The organism is Piscinibacter lacus (assembly GCF_016735685.1).
Lineage (GTDB): Bacteria > Pseudomonadota > Gammaproteobacteria > Burkholderiales > Burkholderiaceae_C > Aquariibacter > Aquariibacter lacus.
This window is the reverse complement of sequence record NZ_JAERRA010000001.1, coordinates 2,267,019-2,288,221: the sequence shown is the minus strand read 5'-3', so window position 1 is coordinate 2,288,221 and position 21,203 is coordinate 2,267,019. Positions and strand designations below refer to the sequence as shown.

Genomic DNA, 21,203 nt, shown 5'->3' with positions numbered 1-21,203 from the left:
GTAGGTGTAGCTCACCGAGCCGGCATTGCCGCCGGTGCCGCTGTCGTTGCTGCTGAGCAGGCTCAGCGTGCCGCCCAGGGAGCCGCTGGTCTTGGTCTGGCTGTAGCTCAGGACATCGCGGGTGTCGATGTCGCTGAAGTTCACCGAGACGGTGGTGCTCAGATTCGGCGAAGCGGCGTCTTCGGTCACCGCACCGTTGCCGACGCTGGTGACGGTGGGGCGATCATTCGTACCCGTCACGGTGACGGTCACCAACTGACTGACCGAACCTCCCTTGCCGTCGCTAGCCGTAATCGTGAAAGTCTCGGTGGCGGTCTGGCCCAATGCCAAAAACTGCGTGGCGCTGTTGGCCACGCGGTAGGTGTAGCTCACCGAGCCGGCATTGCCAGTGAACCCGCTGTCGTTGATGGACAGCAAAGTGAGCGTGCCGCCGAGGGTGCCGCTGGTCTTGGTCTGGCTGTAGCTCAGGACATCGCGGGTGTCGATGTCGTTGAAGTTCGCCGACACCGTGGTGCTCAGGTTCGCAGACGTCGTGTCCTCGGTGACTGCACCGTTGCTGAAAGTCGTGACAGTGGGCTGATCGTTGCTGCCCGTCACGGTCACGGTCACCACCTGGCTAACCGAACCACCCTTGCCATCGCTGGCCGTGATCGTGAAGGTCTCAGTGGCGGTTTGGCCTGCGGCCAAGAACTGTGTGGCGCTGTTGGCCACGCGGTAGGTGTAGCTCACCGAGCCGGCGTTGCCGGTGGTACCGCTGTCGTCGCTGCTGAGCAGGCTGAGCGTGCCGCCCAGGGAGCCGCTGGTCTTGGTCTGGCTGTAGCTCAGGACATCGCGGGTGTCGATGTCGTTGAAGTTCACCGAGACGGTGGTGCTGAGATTCGGCGAAGCGGCGTCTTCGGTCACCGCACCGTTGCCGACGCTGGTGACGGTGGGGCGATCATTCGTACCCGTCACGGTGACGGTCACCAACTGACTGACCGAACCTCCCTTGCCATCGCTAGCCGTAATCGTGAAAGTCTCGGTGGCGGTCTGGCCCAATGCCAAAAACTGCGTGGCGCTGTTGGCCACGCGGTAGGTGTAACTCACCGAGCCGGCATTGCCAGTGAACCCGCTGTCGTTGATGGACAGCAAAGTGAGCGTGCCGCCCAGGGAGCCGCTGGTCTTGGTCTGGCTGTAGCTCAGGACATCGCGGGTGTCGATGTCGTTGAAGTTCGCCGACACCGTGGTGCTCAGGTTCGCAGACGTCGTGTCCTCGGTGACTGCACCGTTGCTGAAAGCCGTGACAGTGGGCTGATCGTTGCTGCCAGTGACAGTTAACTGCAAGCTGTTCCCGGTGAGTGTCGCCTGTGCACCCGGTGCCACGCTTAGAACGTCGTAACTGAAAGACACGGCCGCGCCTTGCCCTGACGATAACGCCTCGGACGACGCCCCATGAGCGATAAAGGTGTACCTCCCCGTCCGGTTGATGGTGAGCGTGCCATGGTCTGTCGCCAACGAGACATCTTCTCCGCTCATGGGAACATCAACGAATTGCGTGCCCATGCTGATTCTGCTAATGACCTCAGAGTTGTCGCTCTCGATCAGGTCACCGCTGACCTGAAGGTTCTCGGTCACGAAGGCGCTGTCATTGCGTGAAGTGAAAGCCATGGGGTACTCCTGTTTTTTCGCGTGCGTAATGTATCCAAGTGCATCTTGATTTCAAACGCTCGCTTCGCTTAAAAAACCAACAACACCCCCTCAAGCGGGTTGACTTGGGCTGTTGGGCGCAGGTCACCCCTGGAGTTGCAAGAAAATTCGGATGCGTCGTTGGTCATTGCGCGGGTACTCGGCGGAGAGATCCCGCATGGCCTGGATAACGGGCGCGTCCTTGGCCGGCATGTGCAGTTCGTAGCTCAACGACGAGCGGGAGATGCTGAGCGGCCCGCAAGCACGACGCAGCGACAAGCCCCGGCGGTTAGTCTGCTCATTCAGCGCGCGTCGCACCTGCGGGCTCACCACTTTTTTGCGTTGATCTCCTTGAGCACTCTGATGTCGAGGGCCGCTCCGACCAGCAGCTTCTTGAGCAGGGAGTTCTCCAACTCCCGGGCCTTGAGGCGCTTGACGTCAGCGGTCTTCATGGTGCCGAAGTGCTTGCGCCAGGCGTAGATCGTGGGCTCGCTGACTTTGTGCCTCTATGCAGCCTCGGTCACGCTGCTGCGCTCGGCTTCTCGCAGGATCGTGACCATCTGCTCTTTGGTGAAGGCGAGCGGGTCGCGGGCGACGCTCAAGCAAGACCCCACATCGGCACATGGCCCGCAGACGCTAGACTTTTGCCTTCGCTCATGAAATATGCCGTTTTCCAGTATCTCCAGGGCTGCACCAGGCAAGCGGCGAGGCAGCGCGCATCGCGAATGGACTTCCCAGCGCTTCGCAGGCTGATGCCCCTGGTGGTACGGCAAACTTGTTGCGAGAAGCCTCTGGCCCTGGATGCTCTTTTGCTGGGTCGCGGGCTGAAGTGCTTTTCAGCCTCGGTCCGGCGAATGGCCTGCACGCCTTCGGGTAGCAGTCACGTCAGCCCCCACACCTTGGTGAAACGACCGGACCGCGCTGCGCCTGTGCGGCACCCTCTGTGGGCATGGTTGCCCCGTCCTGCCCCATGAGTCCCAATCCCTCTGCACCGAGAGGCCCCCTGGACGAACTGGCTGGGGCCCTGTCCAGCCTGCGAGGGCATGCCCGGCTGGCCCTGGGCTACAGCCTGGTGGTGAATCTGCTGGCGCTGGCGCCCACGTTCTACATGCTGGAGACCTACGGCCGCGTGGTGAACAGCCGCAGCGAGAACACCTTGCTGATGCTCACGGTGGCGGTGCTGTTGGCTTATCTCGTGATGGAGGGCGCCGACTGGGTGCGCGGTCAGGTGCTGCACAAGGCCGCGGTGCGGCTGGATGCGCAGTTGCGCAGCCGCTTGTTTGACGCCACCTTCGAGGCCCAGCTCCGTGGCATGCCCCTTGGCCCGCAGGCGCTCAACGACCTGAAGACCCTGGGCAGCTTCGTGGCCGGGCCGGTGATGAGCGCGCTGGTGGATGCGCCGATGTCGCTGTTCTTCATCGTCTTCATCTTCCTGGTCAGCCCGGTGCTGGGTGCGGTGGTGCTGCTCGCGGCCCTGGCAATGATCGTCATCGGCCTGGTGGCCGAACGGCGGACCCGCCCGGTGCTGACGGCCGCCCAGCGCAGCGGCGTGGAGGCGCAGCGCTATGCCACCACCAGCCTGCAGAACGCCCAGGTCATCGAGGCCCTGGGCATGTGGGCCTCGATCCGCGACCGCTGGCTGAGCAAGCAGAACCTGATGCTGGCCCAGCAGGCCGAAGCCTCCGACCACACCGGCACAGGCGCCGCACTTTCGAAGTTCGTGCAGATCGCGCAGGGCTCGCTGGTGCTGGGCGTGGCGGCTTGGCTGTCCCTGGCGGGCGAGCTGGATCCGAACGGCATCGCGATGATGGTCGCGTGGACCCTCTCCAGCCGCTCGCTGGGCCCGCTGCAGCAGCTCATCACCCAATGGAGGCAAGTCATCCAGGTGCGCGACAGCCAACAGCGTCTGCGCCAGTTCCTGGCCGGCATGCCGCCGCGCCAGCCCGCCATGGCCCTGCCGGCGCCGCGCGGCGCCTTGCAAGTCGAGCAACTGGTGGCAGGCCCGCCCAACAGCGCGGTGCCGGTGCTCAAGGGCCTGAACCTGCAGCTTGCTGCGGGCGAGGCCATGGCGGTGGTCGGGCCCTCGGCCTCGGGCAAGTCCACCCTGGCGAGGCTGCTGATCGGCCTGTGGCCGGCCACTGCCGGCCGGGTGCGGCTGGACGGCGTGGACATCTACGCATGGAACAAGGAAGAACTGGGTCCGCACATCGGCTACCTGCCACAAGAGGTCGAGCTCCTCGACGGCAGCCTCGCTGACAACATCGCCCGCTTTGGCGAGGCCGATCCGCTGCTGGTGCAGCGCGCGGTGCAGCAAGTTGGCCTGGAGGAGATGGTGGCCGGCCTGCCCGAGGGCCTGGAGACCCGCATCGGCGCGGGTGGCGTGGTCCTCTCCGGTGGCCAGCGCCAGCGCGTGGCCCTGGCCCGGGCGATCTACGGCCAGCCCAAGTTCATCGTGCTTGACGAACCCAACGCCAGCCTGGACGAGGCCGGTGACCGCGCCCTGCTGCACACCCTGCAAGGCCTCAAGGCCCAAGGCACGACCCTGGTGGTGATGACCCACCGCACCAGCGTGCTGCCGGCCATCGACCGCATCCTCGTGTTGCGCGAGGGGACCGCCGCAGCCTTCGGGCCGCGCGACGAGGTGATGGCCGCCCTGCGGGGCCAGCCTCCCGGCGCCGCGCCGGCTGCTCGACCTCAGCTTGCCAGCGAAGGACACGGTGCATGAGCACGCCCGACCCCCGCCCCGGCCTGGGCCGCATGCTCTGGGCCTTCCGCAAGGAATTCCTGCTGGCCGGTCTCTTCAGCATGGTGGCCAACCTGCTGATGCTGACGCCAACCCTCTACATGCTGCAGGTCTTCGACCGCGTCTACATCAGCCAGAGCGAGCTCACCCTGCTGGTGGTGACCGTCATCATGGTGATGCTGGTGGGCTGGATGGCCGCGGCGGAGTGGCTGCGCAGCCGCCTGCTGGTGCGGGTGGGCGTGCAGCTCGACACCGCCCTGGCCGAGCGGGTCTACCGAGCCAGCTTCCGGGCCGAGCTGACGCAGAGCGGTCACCAAGCCAACCAGGCGCTCGGCGACCTGACCCAGCTTCGCCAGTTCCTGACCGGCAATGGCGCCATCGCCTTCTTCGATGCGCCCTGGACACCGGTCTACATCGTGGTGAGCTGGCTGCTGCACCCCACGCTGGGCCTGCTGGCCTTGGTTTTCGTGATCCATCTGCTGCTGCTGGCCCTGCTCAACCAGCTCTTGACCCGGCGCGCCGCCCAGCAGGCGGGCCAGGCCGAGGTGGCAGCCAATGCCTACCTGCTGGGCAAGCTGCGCAATTCGGAGCTCATCGCCACCCTGGGCATGCTGGGCGATCTGCGCCGCCGCTGGCTCCAGCGCCACCGGGCCGCCCAGGCGGCCCAGGCCCGCGCGCAGGATCGCGGCCAGGCCATGACCACCGTCGTCAAATTCGTGCGCTACAGCCAGCAGTCGCTGTCTCTCGGCGCGGGCGCCTGGCTGGCGATTCAAGGCGAGATCTCGCTGGGCGCGATGATTGCGGCCAGTGTGTTGATGAGTCGTGCCTCTGCGCCCATCGAGATGCTGGTCAGCACCTGGTCGCAGTTCCAGTCGGCGCGGGCCGCCCACGGGCGCCTGGCCGAGTTGCTGGCCGAGCATCCTGAAGCCGAGCCGGGCCGACAGCGCCACCGTCTGGCCGGCGCGGTGACCTTGCAAGGCTTCTCCGCCACCGCGCCGGGCCGTGTCGAGCCCATCGTCCATCCCCTGGACCTGCACATTCCGGCCGGCCAGGTGCTGGCCATCCTCGGCCCTTCGGGCTCGGGCAAGAGCACGCTCGCTCGCGGCCTGCTGGGCATCTGGCCGCAAGCCGGTGGGCGGGTGCTGCTTGACGGCGAGGACCTGGCCGGCCAGGACCGCGCCGCACTTGGCCCGCAAGTCGGCTACCTGCCCCAGGATGTGGAACTGTTCGAAGGCAGTCTGGCCGAGAACATCGCCCGCTTCGGCAAGGTGGATGCGCCCCAAGTCATCGCTGCAGCACAGCGCGCGGGTCTGCATGAGCTGATCCTGCGCTTCCCGCGCGGCTACGACACACCCATCGGCCCCAGTGGGGCCGGCCTCTCGGGCGGCCAGCGCCAGCGCATCGGTCTGGCCCGCGCGATGTACGGCGACCCACAACTGCTGGTGCTCGACGAGCCCAATGCCAACCTGGACGATGCCGGCGAGCTGGCCCTGCTGCGCGCCGTGGAAGACCTCAAGGCGCGCGGCAAGACGGTCGTGTTGATCACCCACCGCGGCGGCGTGCTGCAGCAGGTGGACCGCCTGCTGCTGATGCAGCAGGGCCGCATCGTGGCCGATGGCCCGCGCGATGCCGTGCTGGCCAGCTTGCGGCCCCCCCAGAACCCCGCCTCGGCCGGCCCGCTTGCCGGCGCGAACCCCGTGCCCGCCTGAACGGGAGCCACCATGCCCACCCCCGACAAGAACGCGCTCATCCCGATCGAGGCCGAGGACGCCATCCAAGCGCCTGGCGACACCGGCCGCATCGCCCGCATCGGCTTGCTCATCCTGGGTTTGGGCTTTGGCGGCTTCCTGGCCTGGGCGGCGTATGCGCCGCTCGACGAAGGCGTGCCCACCCATGCCACCGTCTCGATCGACACCAAGCGCAAGCCGGTTCAACACCCACAGGGCGGCCGGGTGCGCGAGGTGCGGGTACGCGAGGGCCAGCAAGTGCAGGAAGGTGAACTGCTGATGCGCCTGGGCGATGCCGTGGCCCGCGCCCACCATGAGGCAAGCCGGCAGCGTTACTTCAGCCTGCGCGCCGCCGAAGGCCGCCTGCTGGCCGAGCAAGCCGGCAGCGAGCGCATCAGCTTTCACCCCGACTTGGCCCCGGTGGCCCAGGAAGACCCGCAGATCCAGCAGCATCTTCTGACCCAGCAGCAGCTTTTCGCAAGCCGCCGGACCGCCCTGGCGTCGGCCATCTCGGCCATGCAGGAAAGCATCCGCGGGCAGGAAGAGCAGATCCGCAGTCTGGAGCTGATGGCCGGCAGCCGCAAGACGCAGATGGACCTGCTGGCCCGCGAGCTGCAAGGCGTGCGCAATCTGGTGGCCGAAGGTTATGCCCCGGCCAATCGGCAGATGGAGCTGGAGCGCGCCCAGGCCGAGCTCACCGTCAGCAGCAACGAACTGCTGGCCAGCCAGGCCCAGGCGCGCAGCACCATTCAGGAGTTCCGCCAGCGCATCGAGGCGCAGCGTGCCGAGTACCGCAAGGAAGTGCAGACGCAACTCGCCGAAGTGCAACGCGAGGTGCAGGCCGAGGTCGAGCGCTTCAAGGCCGTTGCCGAGGACCTGCGCTACACCGACATCAAGGCCCCTGTCAGCGGACAGGTGGTGGGCCTGACGGTGCACAGCCCGGGTGCCGTGGTCGGGGCGGGCCAGAAGATCATGGACATCGTGCCCGGCGACGAGGCCCTGGTGCTGGAGGCCCAGGTGCCCCAGCACGTGATCGACCGCATCGCACCGGGCAAGTTGGTCGATGTGCGTTTCTCGGCCTTCGCCCATGCCCCCCAACTGGTGGCCGAGGGCCGGCTGGATTCGCTGAGCCGCGACATCCTGATCGACGAGGTCACCCGCTTGCCCTACTACCTGGCGCGCATCTCCCTGACCGAGGCGGGCCTCAAGACCCTGGGCCGCCACCAGTTGCAGCCCGGCATGGGCGCCGAGGTGCTCATCAAGACCGGCGAGCGCAGCGTGCTGACCTACCTGCTGCATCCGCTGACCAAGCGCCTGGCGGCATCCCTGAAGGAAGAGTGAGATGGCCAGGCAGCCCTCGTTTCCCGTCTGCCAGCGCTTCGGCGTGCTGGCCCTGGCCCTCGGCCTCATCGTCCCGGCCTGGGGGCAGGCCCCCGAGGCTGGCGCAATCGAAGCCAGCCAACCCCAGCGCGTGGATTTGCTGCGCAGCTATCAACTGGCCCTTGAGCGGGACCGTCTGCTCAAGGCCGCCCGCGCCCGCGCCGAGGCCACCCGTGAACTGCTGCCTCAGGCCCAGGCCCAGCAGCGCCCCAACGTCTCGGCGGCCTACTCCCGCGGCGAGAACGAGCAGCGCACCCGCGTCGGCGCCGTCGAGCTTGACCAGCGCTACCCGTCCGATAGCTTCAGTCTTACCCTGTCCCAGCCCCTTTACCGCAGCCAGATCGGCGCCCAGATTCAGCAGGCCGAGGCCCGCGTGGCGGCGGGCGAGGCACAACTGGCGAAGGACGGCCAGGACATGGGCACCCGGGTGGTGACGGCCTACCTGGAAGCCCTGCTGCAACGTGATCGCCTGCTGCTCATCGAAGCCCAGTCCAGCAGCGTGCAGGCCCAGCTCAAGGCCGCCCACCTTGCCTTGCAGTCCGGCTCGGGCACGCGCACCGACATTGACGAGCTGCAAGCCAGGCTCGATGTGCTCGCGGCCGACGCCATCCAGGTTGCCGGGGCCATCGAGGTCAGCCGCCAGCAGTTGGAGATCTTAATCGGCCAGGCCGTGGAGGCGCTGGAGACCATCGGCGAGAGCTCGCTGGCCGGCGTGCTGGACCGCTTCGAACCCGGCGAGCTGGGCCCCTGGCTGGACCGTGTCCTCCTGGCAGCCCCCGAGCTGAAGGTGCTTCAAGGTCGTCTGGACGCCGCCCTGGCCCAGGTCGAGATTGCCCGCGGCGGTCACCGGCCCCTCGTGGATCTGATCGCCCGACACAGCAACTCCTCCAGCGAGACCGTTGCGCTCGTGGGCAGCGACATTCGCCAGACCTATCTCGGCGTGCAGGTGCAATGGCCCCTGTACGCTGGCGGTCGGGTGGACAGCGAAATCCGCCAGGCCCTGGCCAGCTTGGACGAGGTCCGCCAGACCCTGGCCTACGCCCGGGACGATCTGGCCTTGCGCCTCAGGCGCGAGCACCAAGCCGTTCGCGAGGGCCTGGCCCGCGTGCCCGCACTGGAAAAGGCCCTGCGCTCGGCCGAGCAAGTGGTGGTCTCCAACCGCAAGGGTGTCGAGGCGGGCACCCGCACCACCCTGGATGTGCTCAACGTCGAGCAACAGCGCTACAACACCCGTCTGGACTTGGCCCGCACACGCTACAGCCTGCTCGCCGCATGGGCCCGCTTGCAGGGCTTGGCCGGCAATCTGGACGAGCAGGAGGTGCTGCGCCTGAACTCCGTGCTGGGCGGCAGCCCGGCGGGGTCTGCGCCCGCAAGGGCCGAAGTCGCACCCACCGAGCCGACTGAGTTGGCGGCTACCGAAGCGCCCGAGGCTGCATCGACCGAACCGTCCGTACCGTCGCCGGTGGCGCCCGCTAAGCCCTGAGCGCGGCCCAGGCGAAGCGGGTAGGCGGGCTGGCCGGCCTCTTGGCGATCAGAACGCTCCCAGTGCCGCCACGCCCTGCATCACAGCCACCCCGATATCCACAAGCACCTGCACAGCGCTGCTGGCATGGTTCCAGACGACATAGGTCTTGCCGCCGCGGCTGGCCGTACTGCTCGGAGACGAGCTAGCCCGCTTTGCGGGCGTCATCAATGCTGGTCGCGCTCACTCCTATGCCATCGTGGCCGCGCGAGAGCCCCGCGAGTTGCCTAAGTGTCGTGTCCCGGATGAATGGCTCCTTGGCCGCCGGCATGCGATCCTCGTGGGCCGGGAGGTCTTGCCGGGCTTGCTGGCAGACTCGAACCACCGGGGCTCACGATGCTGATCAGGTTGCACAAGAACGCCACCACCACGCCGGCCACGCGCCTGGCGATCCAGCAGGCCCATGGCACCGAGGCCGAGCTGGCGCAGCGCTTCGGCCTGGGCAAGTTCACCATCCGCAAGTGGCGCAAACGCACCACGGTCGAGGATGGGAGCCATACCCCGCACCGACTGCAGACCAAGCTGAACGCCGGCCAGGAAGAGATCGTCGTCTACCTGCGCACGCACCTGCGCCTGTCGCTGGACGATTTGCTTGCGGTGGTGCGCGAGTTCATCGAGCCGAGCATGAGCCGCTCGGCGCTGGACCGCCTGCTGCGTCGGCGCGGCGTGAACCGCCTGCCCGAGCCCGAGGTCGCCAAGACGCAGGTCAAGTCCTTCAAGGCCTACGAGCCAGGCTACGTTCACATGGACGTGAAGTACCTGCCGCAGATGCAGGACGAGACCGAGCGGCGCGATGTGTTCGTGGCCATCGACCGCGCCACGCGCTGGGTCTTCATCGCCATCAAAGGCAGGAAGACGGCGAGCGCGGCGCGTTCGTTCCTCAACGCGTTGCACAAGGCTGCGCCCTTCAAGATCAAGACGCTGCTGACCGACAACGGGCGGGAGTTCACTGACCGGGCCTTCGGTCGGCGCGAGAAGGACGCCAGCGGCGCGCACGAGTTTGATGGGCTGTGCGAGGCGCTGGGCATAGAGCATCGGCTGACGAGGCCGAAGCACCCGCAAACAAACGGGATGGTGGAACGCTTCAACGGGCGACTGGCCCAGGTGCTGAAGTCGCACCGCTTCAACAGCGCGCAGGACTTGGAGACAACACTGCATCGCTTCGTCTGGCTCTACAACGAGCACCTGCCGCAGCGCGCGCTGGACCTGAACACGCCCGTTCAGGCGCTGAAGAAGTGGCAGTCCACGCACCCGGATTTGTTCTCAAAAAGGGTGGTCAATCACCCGGGACCCGACAAGAGGATGGACCCGGGCCGTCAGGCCAGCGCCCACGGTGCTTTGGTGTCGCGTCGCGCCCTCGCTGCATATCGTTGACCCTGCCACGCGCGACACCGTCGATTCGGGCTCGACCCGCCTCAATACATCGCGTCGCGTTCGGTTTGCCGCTCGGCTCAAAGCTCACCATGCTCCCCCACCCGCAAGGTGCGATGGATTTCATCGTTCACCAGGCCGATGGCCGAGGGGCGCTGCACCCCCGGCAGGACGCAGACGTCGTATAGCTCGCTCACCACGCCCTCGATGCTCAAGGCATGCACCATGGCCCCGCTGCGCAAGTCCACCACCACCACGCCGCAGCGTGCCGATATCTGCTTGTCGGCCAGGACCTGGTCGAGGGCCAGGCCGGAGAAAGTCTTGTTCTCGCGCGGCTTGGATAAGCCGATCAGGGCGTAGTCGCCCCAGAGCGCCAGGCCGCGGGCATAGCCCGGGCAGAAGGCGATCGGCTCGAATCGGCCCGCCTGCCGGTCGATACGGCCGAACTCTCCCGTGCCGGAATTGAGCACATACAACTCGCCGCGGTGCAGCCGCGGACTGTGCGGCATGGACAAGCCGCCGCAAACCACCTCGTGGCTGGGCACGTCAATCACCACACCCCCATCGCGCCGGTGCTCGCGCCAACCTTCGAAGACGTCGGTGCGCGCCACCGCGGTGACGTAGCGGGCCTGTCCGCCCTCCATGGCCAGCCCGTTGAGGTGGCAGCGGTCTTCGGGCTGCAGCGCGGTGATGAAGCGCGGCTTCCACACCGGCACGAAGCTGCTCGATTCGCTCACCGTCGCCAGGCAGGAGAACAGGGTGTTGACGAAGATCGGCACGCCCTGGGCATTGAGGCCCAGGTCATGCGCATCCACGTCGCCGGTCACCCAGGCCACATTGGGCACGTAGACCTTGTCATGCCCGGCCGCCGTGCGCTGCCCCGGCTCCAGCACGTTGTTGAGCCGCCAGATCTGAAACTTGCTGGTCAGGTAGACGCTGTCGCCCGCCTGGGCCAGGCCCATGCAGCGCGCAAAGGTCCGCTCGAAGATGGCCAGGTCGCCGTCGGGCTTGAGGCCCACCAGGAAGAACTTGCCGGCCTGGTAGGTGCTGAAGCCCAGGCTGATGCCTTGCTCGGCCTGCCAGGACACCCACTGGCGGCTGCCGTGGATCTCCAGGCGCGGGGCAGCTTCGGGGCTCGGCTCGGTCGGGGCGGGGGACTGATCGGCAGCGTTCATGGAAAGGATTCGCAGGGGAAGGGTGGACAAGAAAAGGTCAGCACAACAAGGAACGCCAGCAGGCTTCCAGGTCGCGGGTGTAGGCCTCGATCCGGTGCAGCGGCGAGGCCGCCATGGCCTGCCGCAGGGTCAGGCGCTGGGCCAGGGAGCGCGGGCCTTGCCGGCCCCAGTGCCGGGCGGCCTCGATGTAGGCCTCCTCGGTCGTCAGGACTTGCCCGGCTTGCGGCCCCAGCGGGGCCAGCAGGCTGGCGCCCATGCGCCGAACAAAGCCCCGCCCGGCCAGGCTGATGAGCGGCACGCCCATCCACAGCGCCTGCACGCTGGTGGTGCCACCGTGATAGGGGAAGGGGTCGAGGGCCACATCCATGTCGTGGTACTCGTCCATCATCCCGTCCAAGGCAGTGGGCCCACGCAGCTCCAGGCGCGTGCTCTCCAGACCGGCCGCGGCCAGGCGTGCGCTCAGGCGCTCGCGCACCAGGGCATCGTTCAGGGCCGGGGCCTTGATCAGCAGCCGTGCGCCGGGCACGCCGGTCACGATGGCGGCCCAGGCCCGCAAGCAAGCTTCGCTGAGCTTGGGCAGATTGTTGAAGGAGCCAAAGACCACACCCTCCCGCGCCGCCGGTGGGCGCAGGGCGTAATCCTCGTCCGGGGCGTAGCAGAAGACGCTGTGCGGCAGGTGCAGTACCCGCTCGCTGTGCAGTTCAAAGTCTTCCGGCGGCACGGTCAGCGGGTCGGCCACGTAGGCGTCCATGGTCGGCAGGCCGGTGGTCCAGGGGTAGGCCAGCAAGGTGGCCTGCACCGGCGCCGCACGCCGCAGGATCACCCCCAGGCGGTTGCGCGCGGTCAGGCCCGAAAGATCCACCAGCAGGTCAAGCTGGTCCCGCCGCAACAGTTCGCAGGCCGCCTCGTCCGACAAGCCGCTGATGTCGCGCCAGTGCTCCAGCGAGGCCTGGGCGTGGCGGGTGCGGGCGTCCGTCACGCGGCCGTTGTTGTAGAAGAAGACCTCGAAGGCATGCCGGTCATGCCCCAGCAGCACCGGCAGCATGAAGATGCACACCGGATGCTGGTGGTGCAGGTCCGCGCCCAGGTAGCCCAGGCGGATGCGCCGCCCCGCCCGCGGCGCGGCCGGCAGCGTCACGGCCGGCCAGGCCGCAAAGGCCTGCCGGTGCATCCGGCTCAGCTCCGGCGGGCTGAGCGCCTGTCGATACAGGGAGGCGAACAGGAAGCTTGCCTGCGCCGTCGGGTCCTCAGGCCGCTGGGTGGCGCGCTGCTGGTGCAGGCGCTGCGCCTCGTCGGCATCGCCCAAGCGTTCGGCCAGCAGGGCCTTCAGGTCATGCAGACCGGGATGGTCGGCATGGATCGACTGCAGCCGGTCGAGGCTGGTCACGGCATCCCGGCTGCGCCAGCCTTCAAGCTGCACCTTGGCCAGGTTGAACCAGGCATCCGCCTGCTGCGGGTGCAGGGCAGCGGCACGGCCCAGGGTGGTGCAAGCGTCGGCGACACGGTTCAGGCTGGCCTCCACCTCGGCCAGCCGGGTCAGCACAGCCAGCTCGGTGCTGGCCCGGGCCTGCTCCAGCGCCCGCTCGGCCAGGGGCTCCACGCCCAGGCGCTGGGCGCACTCGGCCAAGTCAACATGGTCGGCCGGCGTCAGCACCGGCCCCGCCTGGCGCCAGCTCTCCACCGCACGGGCCCAGTCGCCCTGCTGCTGGCGCAAGCGGGCCAAGGCCCGGTGCAGGGCCGGCGCATGCTCCGGCGCCTGCTCCAGGGCCATCTGGAAGTGAAACATCGCCTCCCGATGCCGGTCCAGGGATTCCAGCAGGCCGGTCAGCCGCACCCGCAGGCGGGGATGCGCCTGGGTGGCGGCCAGCCCCTCCAGCAGCACCGGCACCGCGGCCTGCGTGCCGCCCTCAAGCTGGGCCGCCTGGGCGGCCAGCATCCAGGCCGGCACATCCGCCGGCTGCTGGGCCAGCCAGGCCCGCAAGCTGACCAGGGCGGCCTCAGCCTGGCCGGCAGCCAGCAGGCGCTGGGCCTCGGCATGCGACCGCGCAGCGGGCGGTGGCACGGCCGGCGCGGCGCGCGGGCGGGGGGGCGGCAACTTCACGGCCTCAAGGCCGAAGCCCTGGCCGCGGCGAGGCCGCCCCCCCGCCGAGCCATCGGGCCTGGGCCGCAGCCTCAAGCCTCAGGCGGTGCCGGCCTCGTGCCGACGCACCGGCCAGGACGCAGGCGTTGCGCGGGCCGTGCATCAGAACGCTCCCAGCTCTGCCACACCTGACGTCACCGCCACCCCGGTGGCCACCAACACCTGCGCAGCGCTGCTGGCATGGTTCCAGATGGCATAGGTCTGGCCGCCGAGGCTGGCCGTGCTGCTGGTGTTCCAGCCGCTGCCCAGGCGCAGGGCATCGCCGGCGTTGCCGTCCACCACCAGTTGATGGCGGTTCACCGCGGCCCCCAGCCCAGTCCAGCCCGTGCCGCTGTTGAAGCTGTTGTGCCCGGCCATGTCCAGCACATCGCGCAGTTGCAGGCTCAGGCTGTTGTTGCCGTTGCCCGTCAAGTCGATGCGCTCGATGCTGTCGATGCGGCCGAAGCCGATGCCGCCGTTGTTGCCGACGTTGGCGATGCTGGCCAGGTTGAAGGCAATGCCGCCGCCCACCACTTGGATGGTGTCGATGCCGCTGCCGCCATCCACCCGGGCCAGGTTGCCGTTGGTGAGGCCACTGCTCAGCGCAGCAAGGTTGCTGGCATTGAGCTGGAACACATCGTTGCCGGCGCCGCCGTAAAGCACGTCGGCCCCGCCGTTGCCAATGAGGGTGTCGTTGCCAGCCCCGGCGGCGATGTTGTCCTCAGCCGCCGTGCCGGTCAGCGTCTCGGCTGCGGCGGTGCCCACTTGGTCGAAGGCGGTCTGGGCGAAGGCGCCGGTGGTGCTGCCGAAGATGACGTAGCTGCGGCCGGCATCGGTGCCGGCGCTGGGGTCGCTGCGGTCAGCCCCCACGATCAGGTCGGCCAGGCCGTCGCCGTTCACATCGCCTGCGGCGCTCACGCTGATGCCGCTTTGGTCACCCGCCGCCTGCCCGTTGATCACGAAGCCGCCAGTGCCGGCGGCCACTGCGGAGAGATTCACCCCCGTGCCCGTGCTCTTGCCGAAGACGACGTAGCTGCGGCCAGCAGAGGAGCCGGCGCTGGGGTCGCTGCTGTTGGCCCCCACGATCAGGTCGGCCAGGCCGTCGCCGTTCACATCGCCTGCGGCGCTCACGCTGATGCCGCTTTGGTCACCCGCCGCCTGCCCATTGATCACGAAGCCGCCCATACCCCCCGCCACCGCGCTGAGGTTCACCGCCGTGCCCGTGCTCTGGCCGAAGACGACATAGCTGCGGCCGGCAGAGGAGCCGGCGCTGGGGTCGCTGAGGATGGCCCCCACGATCAGGTCGGCCAGGCCATCGCCGTTCACATCGCCCGCGGCGCTCGCGCTGCGGCCGCTGTAGTCAAGCGCCGCCTGCCCGTTGATCACGAAGCCGCCCGTGCCGCCTGCCACCGCGCTGAGGTTCACCGCCGTGCCTGTGCTCTTGCCGAAGACGACGTAGCTGCGGCCGGCACCAGAGCCGGCAATGGGGTCGCTGCGGTCAGCCCCCACGATCAGGTCCGCCAGGCCGTCGCCGTTCACATCGCCCGCGGCGCTCACGCTGCGGCCGCTGTAGTCAAGCGCCGCCTGCCCATTGATCACAAAGCCGCCCACCCCTATCGCCACCGCGCTGAGGTTCACCTCGGTGCCCGTGCTCTTGCCAAAGACGACGTAGCTGCGGCCGGCAGAGGAGCCGGCAATGGGGTCGCTGCGGTCAGCCCCCACGATCAGGTCCGCCAGGCCGTCGCCGTTCACATCGCCTGCGGCGCTCACGCTGCGGCCGCTGTAGTCACCCGCCGCCTGCCCATTGATCACGAAGCCGCCCACACCGGCTGCCACCGCGCTGAGGTTCACCGCCGTGCCCGTGCTCTTGCCGAAGACGACGTAGCTGCGGCCGGCATTTAAGACGGCGCTGGGGTCGCTGAGGTCGGCCCCCACGATCAGGTCGGCCAGGCCATCGCCGTTCACATCGCCTGCGGCGCTCACGCTGCGGCCGCTGAGGTCATACGCCGCCTGCCCGTTGATCACGAAGCCGCCCGTGCCGCCCGCCACCGCGCTGAGGTTCACCCCCGTGCCCGTGCTCTTGCCGAAGACGACGTAGCTGCGGCCGGCAGAGGAGCCGGCGCTGGGGTCGCTGCCGAGGGCCCCCACGATCAGGTCGGCCAGGCCATCGCCGTTCACATCGCCTGCGGCGCTCACGCTGCGGCCGCTGTAGTCACCCGCCGCTTGCCCGTTGATCACAAAGCCGCCCACGCCCGCTGCGATGGCCGAAAGGTCCAGAGGGGCCGCTGGCGGCAGCGCCACATTGTTCAGGCCCACCCCCTGCCTCACCAGCACCTGCGCCGCGCTGGTGTTGTGGTTCACGATCACATAGTTCTGGCCCCCCAGGCTGGCCGTGCCCGAGCGGGTCCAGCCGGCGTCGAAGTTGACGGCATCGCCTGCGTTGCCCTCCACCACCAGTTGATGGCGGTTCACCGCGGCCCCCAGCCCAGTCCAGCCCGTGCCGCTGTTGAAGCTGTTGTGCCCGGCCATGTCCAGCACATCGCGCAGTTGCAGGCTCAGGCTGTTGTTGCCGCTGCCCGTCAGGTCGATGCGCTCGATGCTGTCGATGCGGCCCAAGCCGATGCCGCCGTCGTTGCCGACGTTGGCGATGCTGGCCAGGTTGAGGGCAACCCCACCGCCCACCACTTGGATGGTGTCGATGCCGCTGCCACCATCCACCCGGGCCAGGTTGCCGTTGCTGAGGCCGGTGCTCAGCGCAGCAAGGTTGCTGGCATTGAGCTGGAACACATCGTTGCCGGCCCCGCCGTAGAGCACGTCCGATCCACCATTGCCAACCAGGGTGTCGTTGCCAGCCCCGGCGGCGATGTTGTCCTCAGCCGCCGTGCCGGTCAGCGTCTCGGCAGCGGCGGTGCCCACTTGGTCGAAGGCGGTCTGGATAAAGGCGCCGCTGGTGCTGCCGAAGATGACGTAGCTGCGGCCGGCATCGGGGCCGGCGCTGGGGTCGCTGCCGGTTGCCCCCACGATCAAATCGGCCAGGCCGTCGCCGTTCACATCGCCTGCGGCGCTGACACTACCGCTGTAGTCACGCGCCGCCTGCCCGTTGATCACAAAGCCGCCCGTGCCCCCGGCTACCGCGCTGAGGTTCACCTCTGTGCCCGTGCTCTTGCCGAAAACGACGTAGCTGCGGCCGGCATCGGTGCCGGCGCTGGGGTCACTGCGGAAGGCCCCCACGATCAGGTCGGCCAAGCCGTCGCCGTTCACATCGCCTGCGGCGCTCACGCTGCTGCCGCTGAGGTCAAGCGCCGCCTGCCCGTTGATCACGAAGCCGCCCACTCCCATCGCCACCGCGCTGAGGTTCACCGCCGTGCCCGTGCTCTTGCCGAAGACGACGTAGCTGCGGCCAGCATCGGTGCCGGCGCTGGGGTCGCTAACGTAGGCCCCCACGATCAGGTCGGCCAGGCCGTCGCCGTTCACATCGCCTGCGGCGCTGACGCTGATACCGCTGCGATCACTCGCTGCCTGCCCGTTGATCACGAAGCCGCCCGTGCCCCCCGCCACCGCGCTGAGGTTCACCTCCGTGCCCGTGCTCTTGCCGAAGACGACGTAGCTGCGGCCGGCAGCGGGGCCGGTGCTGGGGTCGCTGCCGTTGGTGGCCCCCACGATCAGGTCGGCCAGGCCGTCGCCGTTCACATCGCCTGCGGCGCTAACGCTGCGGCCGCTAGACTCGAAAGTGGTTTGACCGTTGATCACGAAGCCCCCCACGCTCCCCGCAACCGCGCTGAGATTCACTGCCGTGCCCGTGCTCTTGCCGAAGACGACATAGCTGCGGCCGGCATAGGAGCCGGCGCTGGGGTCGCTGATGGAAGCCCCCACGATCAGGTCGGCCAGACCGTCGCCGTTCACATCGCCCGCAGCGCTCACGCTGCTGCCGCTGAAGTCACCCGCCGCCTGCCCGTTGATCACGAAGCCGCCCACGCCCGTCGCCACTGCGCTGAGGTTCACCTCGGTGCCCGTGCTCTTGCCGAAGACGACGTAGCTGCGGCCGGCAAAGGGGCCGGCGCTGGGGGAGCTGAAGTGGGCCCCCACGATCAGATCGGCCAGGCCGTCGCCGTTCACATCACCTGCGGCGCTGACGCTGATGCCGCTGAAGTCAATCTCCGCCTGCCCGTTGATCACGAAGCCGCCCGTGCCCCCTGCGACTGAGGACAGGTTTACTTCCGTGCCCGTGCTCTTCCCAAAAACGACATAGCTACGGCCGGCTCTGTCGCCGGCGCTGGGGTCGCTGTTGGAAGCTCCCACGATCAGGTCGGCCAGACCGTCGCCGTTCACATCGCCCGCAGCGCTCACGCTGCCTCCGCTGAGGTCAGCCGCCGACTGCCCGTTGATCACGAAGCCGCCCACGCCCGCTGCGATGGCCGAGAGGTCCACCCGGGGCGCTTGCACATTGTTCAGGCCCACGCCCTGACGCACCAGCACCTGCGCCGCGCTGCTGTCGTGGTTCACGATCACATAGTTCTGGCCCCCCAGGCTAGCCGTGCCCGAGCGGGTCCAGCCGGCGTCGAAGTTGACAGCATCGCCTGCATCGCCCTCCACCACCAGTTGATGGCGGTTCACCGCGGCCCCCAGCCCGCTCCAACCGCTGCCGCTGTTGAAGCTGTTGTGCCCGGCCATGTCCAGCACATCGCGCAGTTGCAGGCTCAGGCTGTTGTTGCCGCTGCCCGTCAGGTCGATGCGCTCGATGCTGTCGATGCGGCCGAAGCCGATGCCGCCGTTGTTGCCGACGTTGGCGATGGTGGCCAGGTTGAGGGCAACCCCACCGCTCACCACTTGGATGGTGTCGATGCCGCTGCCACCATCCACCCGGGCCAGGTTGCCGTTGCTGAGGCCACTGCTCAGCGCTGCGAGGTTGCTGGCATTGAGCTGGAACACATCGTTCCCGGCCCCGCCGTAAAGCACGTCGGCCCCGCCGTTGCCAACCAGGGTGTCGTTGCCGGCCCCGGCGGCGATGTTGTCCTCGCCCCCCGTGCCGGTCAGCGTCTCGGCTGCGGCGGTGCCCACTTGGTCGAAGGCGGTCTGCTCGAAGGCGCCCGTGGTGCTGCCGAAGATGACGTAGCTGCGGCCGGCTTCGAAGCCGGCGCTGGGGTCGCTGTCGGGCGCCCCCACGATCAAATCGGCCAGGCCGTCGCCGTTCACATCACCAGCGGCGCTCACGCTGCGGCCGCTGCGGTCAAACGCCGCCTGCCCGTTGATCACGAAGCCGCCCACCCCCCCCGCCACCGCGCTGAGGTTCACCTCCGTGCCCGTGCTCTTGCCCAAGACGACGTAGCTGCGGCCGGCATAGGAGCCGGCGCTTCGGTCGCTTCCGGGGGCCCCTACGATCAGGTCGGCCAGGCCGTCGCCGTTCACATCGCCTGCGGCGCTCACGCTGCGGCCGCTGTAATCAACTGCTGCTTCCCCATTAATCACGAAGCCGCCCGTGCCGCCGGCCACCGCGCTGAGGTTCACCTCCGTGCCCGTGCTCTTGCCGAAGACGACATAGCTGCGGCCGGCATTGGAGCCGGCGCTGGGGTCACTGCGGAAGGCCCCCACGATCAGGTCGGCCAGACCGTCGCCGTTCACATCCCCCGCAGCGCTCACGCTGGAGCCGCTGTAGTCACGCGCCGCCTGCCCGTTGATCACAAAGCCGCCCGTGCCCCCCGCCACCGCGCTGAGGTTCACCTCCGTGCCCGTGCTCTTGCCGAAGACGACGTAGCTGCGGCCGGCATTGGTGCCGGCGCTGGGGTCGCTGAGCAAGGCTCCCACGATCAAATCGGCCAGGCCGTCGCCGTTCACATCGCCCGCGGCACTCACGCTGGTGCCGCTGAAGTCACCCGCAGACTGCCCGTTGATCACGAAGCCGCCCACACCACTCGCCACCGCGGAGAGGTTCACCTCCGTGCCCGTGCTCTTGCCGAAGACGACGTAGCTGCGGCCGGCAGCGTAGCCGGCGCTGGGGTCGCTTTGGTTGGCCCCCACGACCAGGTCGGCCAGGCCGTCGCCATTCACATCGCCCGCGGCGCTCACGCTGATGCCGCTGCGGTCACTCGCCGCCTGCCCGTTGATCACGAAGCCGCCCGTGCCCCCCGCCACCGCGCTGAGGTTCACCTCCGTGCCCGTGCTCTTGCCGAAGACGACGTAGCTGCGGCCGGCAGAATAGCCGGCGCTGTGGGCGCTGAAGGGGGCCCCCACGACCAGGTCGGCCAGGCCGTCGCCGTTCACGTCTCCTGCGGCGCTCACGCTGATACCGCTGCCGTCATACGCCGCTTGCCCGTTGATCACGAAGCCGCCCGTGCCCTCCGCCACCGCGCTGAGGTTCACCTCCGTACCCGTGTTCTTGCCGAAGACGACGTAGCTGCGGCCGGCAGCGGTCCCGGCGCTGGGTTCGCTGCGGTAGGCCCCCACGATCAGGTCCGCCAGGCCGTCGCCGTTCACATCGCCTGCGGCACTCACGCTGATGCCGCTGACGTCAAACGCCGCCTGTCCGTTGATCACGAAGCCGCCCACGCCCGCTGCGATGGCCGAGAGGTCCACCTCCGGCGGCTGGGTGTCGCCGACATCCGTCACCGTCACGCTCAGGTCCTGCACATCCTGACCGCCCCGACCATCCTGGACGCTGACCTGAACCTCGTAAACGTTGTCCGTGCCAACATCCAGCGGTTGCTCGAAGTCCGGCGCGTTGACGAAGCTGAGCACCCCGGTGGCGGCATCGATCGCGAAGCGCGCGGCATCGGCCCCCCCGCTGATGGCAAAGCTCAGCACATCGCCCGCGTCCACATCGGTGGCCGTGACGGTGGTGACGGTCGAGGTGTTCTCCGCCACGGAGACCATGGCAGTGGCGCCGCCTCCGTTGGAGCTGAGGATGGGAGCGTCGTTGCTGCCCGTCACGGTCACGGTCACCACCTGGCTTGCGGTGCCGCCGTTGCCGTCATTGGCCGTGATGGTGAAGGTTTCGGTGGCCGTCTGGCCCGCGGCCAAGAACTGCGTGGCGCTGTTGGCCACGCGGTAGGTGTAGCTCACCGAGCCGGCAGTGCCGGTGGTGCCGCTGTCGTTGCTGCTGAGCAGGGTGAGCGTGCCGCCCAGGGAGCCGCTGGTCTTGGTCTGGCTGTAGCTCAGGACATCGCGGGTGTCGATGTCGCTGAAGTTCACCGAGACGGTGGTGCTCAGATTCGGCGAAGCGACGTCTTCGGTCACCGCACCGTTGCTGAAACTGGTGACGGTGGGGCGATCGTTCGTGCCCGTCACGGTCACGGTCACCACCTGGCTTGCGGTGCCGCCGTTGCCGTCATTGGCCGTGATGGTGAAGGTTTCGGTGGCCGTCTGGCCCGCAGCCAAGAACTGTGTGGCGCTGTTGGCCACGCGGTAGGTGTAACTCACCGAGCCGGCATTGCCGCTGGTGCCGCTGTCGTTGCTGCTGAGCAGGCTGAGCGTGCCGCCCAGGGTGCCGCTGGTCTTGGTCTGGCTG

At 68.4% G+C, this 21,203-nt stretch carries 9 protein-coding genes and 1 pseudogene; 5 read left to right on the top strand and 5 right to left on the bottom strand.

Going from position 1 to position 21,203, the window contains the following annotated elements; all coding sequences use genetic code 11:
- On the bottom strand, positions 1-1,647 hold a 1,647-nt coding region (locus tag JI742_RS10305; RefSeq protein WP_201826215.1), incomplete at its 3' end, for a VCBS domain-containing protein.
- Positions 1,648-1,991: 344 nt separating this feature from the next.
- Positions 1,992-2,159 (bottom strand): annotated as a pseudogene (locus tag JI742_RS14070) (IS3 family transposase); the annotation flags it as partial.
- Positions 2,160-2,635: 476 nt separating this feature from the next.
- On the opposite strand from JI742_RS14070, the gene JI742_RS10300 reads away from it, so the two are divergent.
- From JI742_RS10300 to JI742_RS10280, 5 genes are all read left to right on the top strand, one after another.
- Positions 2,636-4,390, top strand: coding sequence for a type I secretion system permease/ATPase (locus JI742_RS10300; RefSeq protein ID WP_201826213.1), 1,755 nt, complete (start codon positions 2,636-2,638; stop codon positions 4,388-4,390).
- Entirely contained in the window at positions 4,387-6,117 is a 1,731-nt protein-coding gene (locus tag JI742_RS10295) for a type I secretion system permease/ATPase (protein ID WP_201826211.1), read from the top strand. The genes JI742_RS10300 and JI742_RS10295 overlap by 4 nt, the downstream gene beginning before the upstream one ends.
- A 12-nt stretch (positions 6,118-6,129) precedes the next feature.
- Positions 6,130-7,476, top strand: a complete 1,347-nt coding sequence (locus tag JI742_RS10290; protein ID WP_201826209.1) for an HlyD family type I secretion periplasmic adaptor subunit — start codon at positions 6,130-6,132, stop codon at positions 7,474-7,476.
- A gap of 1 nt (position 7,477) precedes the next feature.
- Positions 7,478-8,998: a TolC family outer membrane protein gene (locus tag JI742_RS10285; protein ID WP_201826207.1), complete on the top strand. Its 1,521-nt coding sequence runs from the start codon at positions 7,478-7,480 to the stop codon at positions 8,996-8,998.
- A gap of 375 nt (positions 8,999-9,373) precedes the next feature.
- Positions 9,374-10,411 (top strand): IS481 family transposase, encoded by a 1,038-nt coding sequence (locus JI742_RS10280; protein ID WP_236676856.1) that lies wholly within the window; start codon positions 9,374-9,376, stop codon positions 10,409-10,411.
- Between the two features lie 77 nt (positions 10,412-10,488).
- Here the strand turns inward: JI742_RS10280 and JI742_RS10275 are convergent, their stop codons facing one another.
- The 3 genes from JI742_RS10275 to JI742_RS10265 form a co-directional block, all read right to left on the bottom strand.
- Positions 10,489-11,583 carry a TIGR03032 family protein gene (locus tag JI742_RS10275; RefSeq protein WP_201826205.1) on the bottom strand — a complete coding sequence of 365 codons (1,095 nt, stop codon included), beginning with the start codon at positions 11,581-11,583 and terminating at the stop codon, positions 10,489-10,491.
- A gap of 37 nt (positions 11,584-11,620) precedes the next feature.
- Positions 11,621-13,684, bottom strand: coding sequence for an O-linked N-acetylglucosamine transferase, SPINDLY family protein (locus JI742_RS14065; protein WP_350309654.1), 2,064 nt, complete (start codon positions 13,682-13,684; stop codon positions 11,621-11,623).
- A 141-nt stretch (positions 13,685-13,825) separates the two neighbouring features.
- On the bottom strand, positions 13,826-21,203 hold a 7,378-nt coding region (locus JI742_RS10265; protein ID WP_201826201.1), incomplete at its 5' end, for a beta strand repeat-containing protein.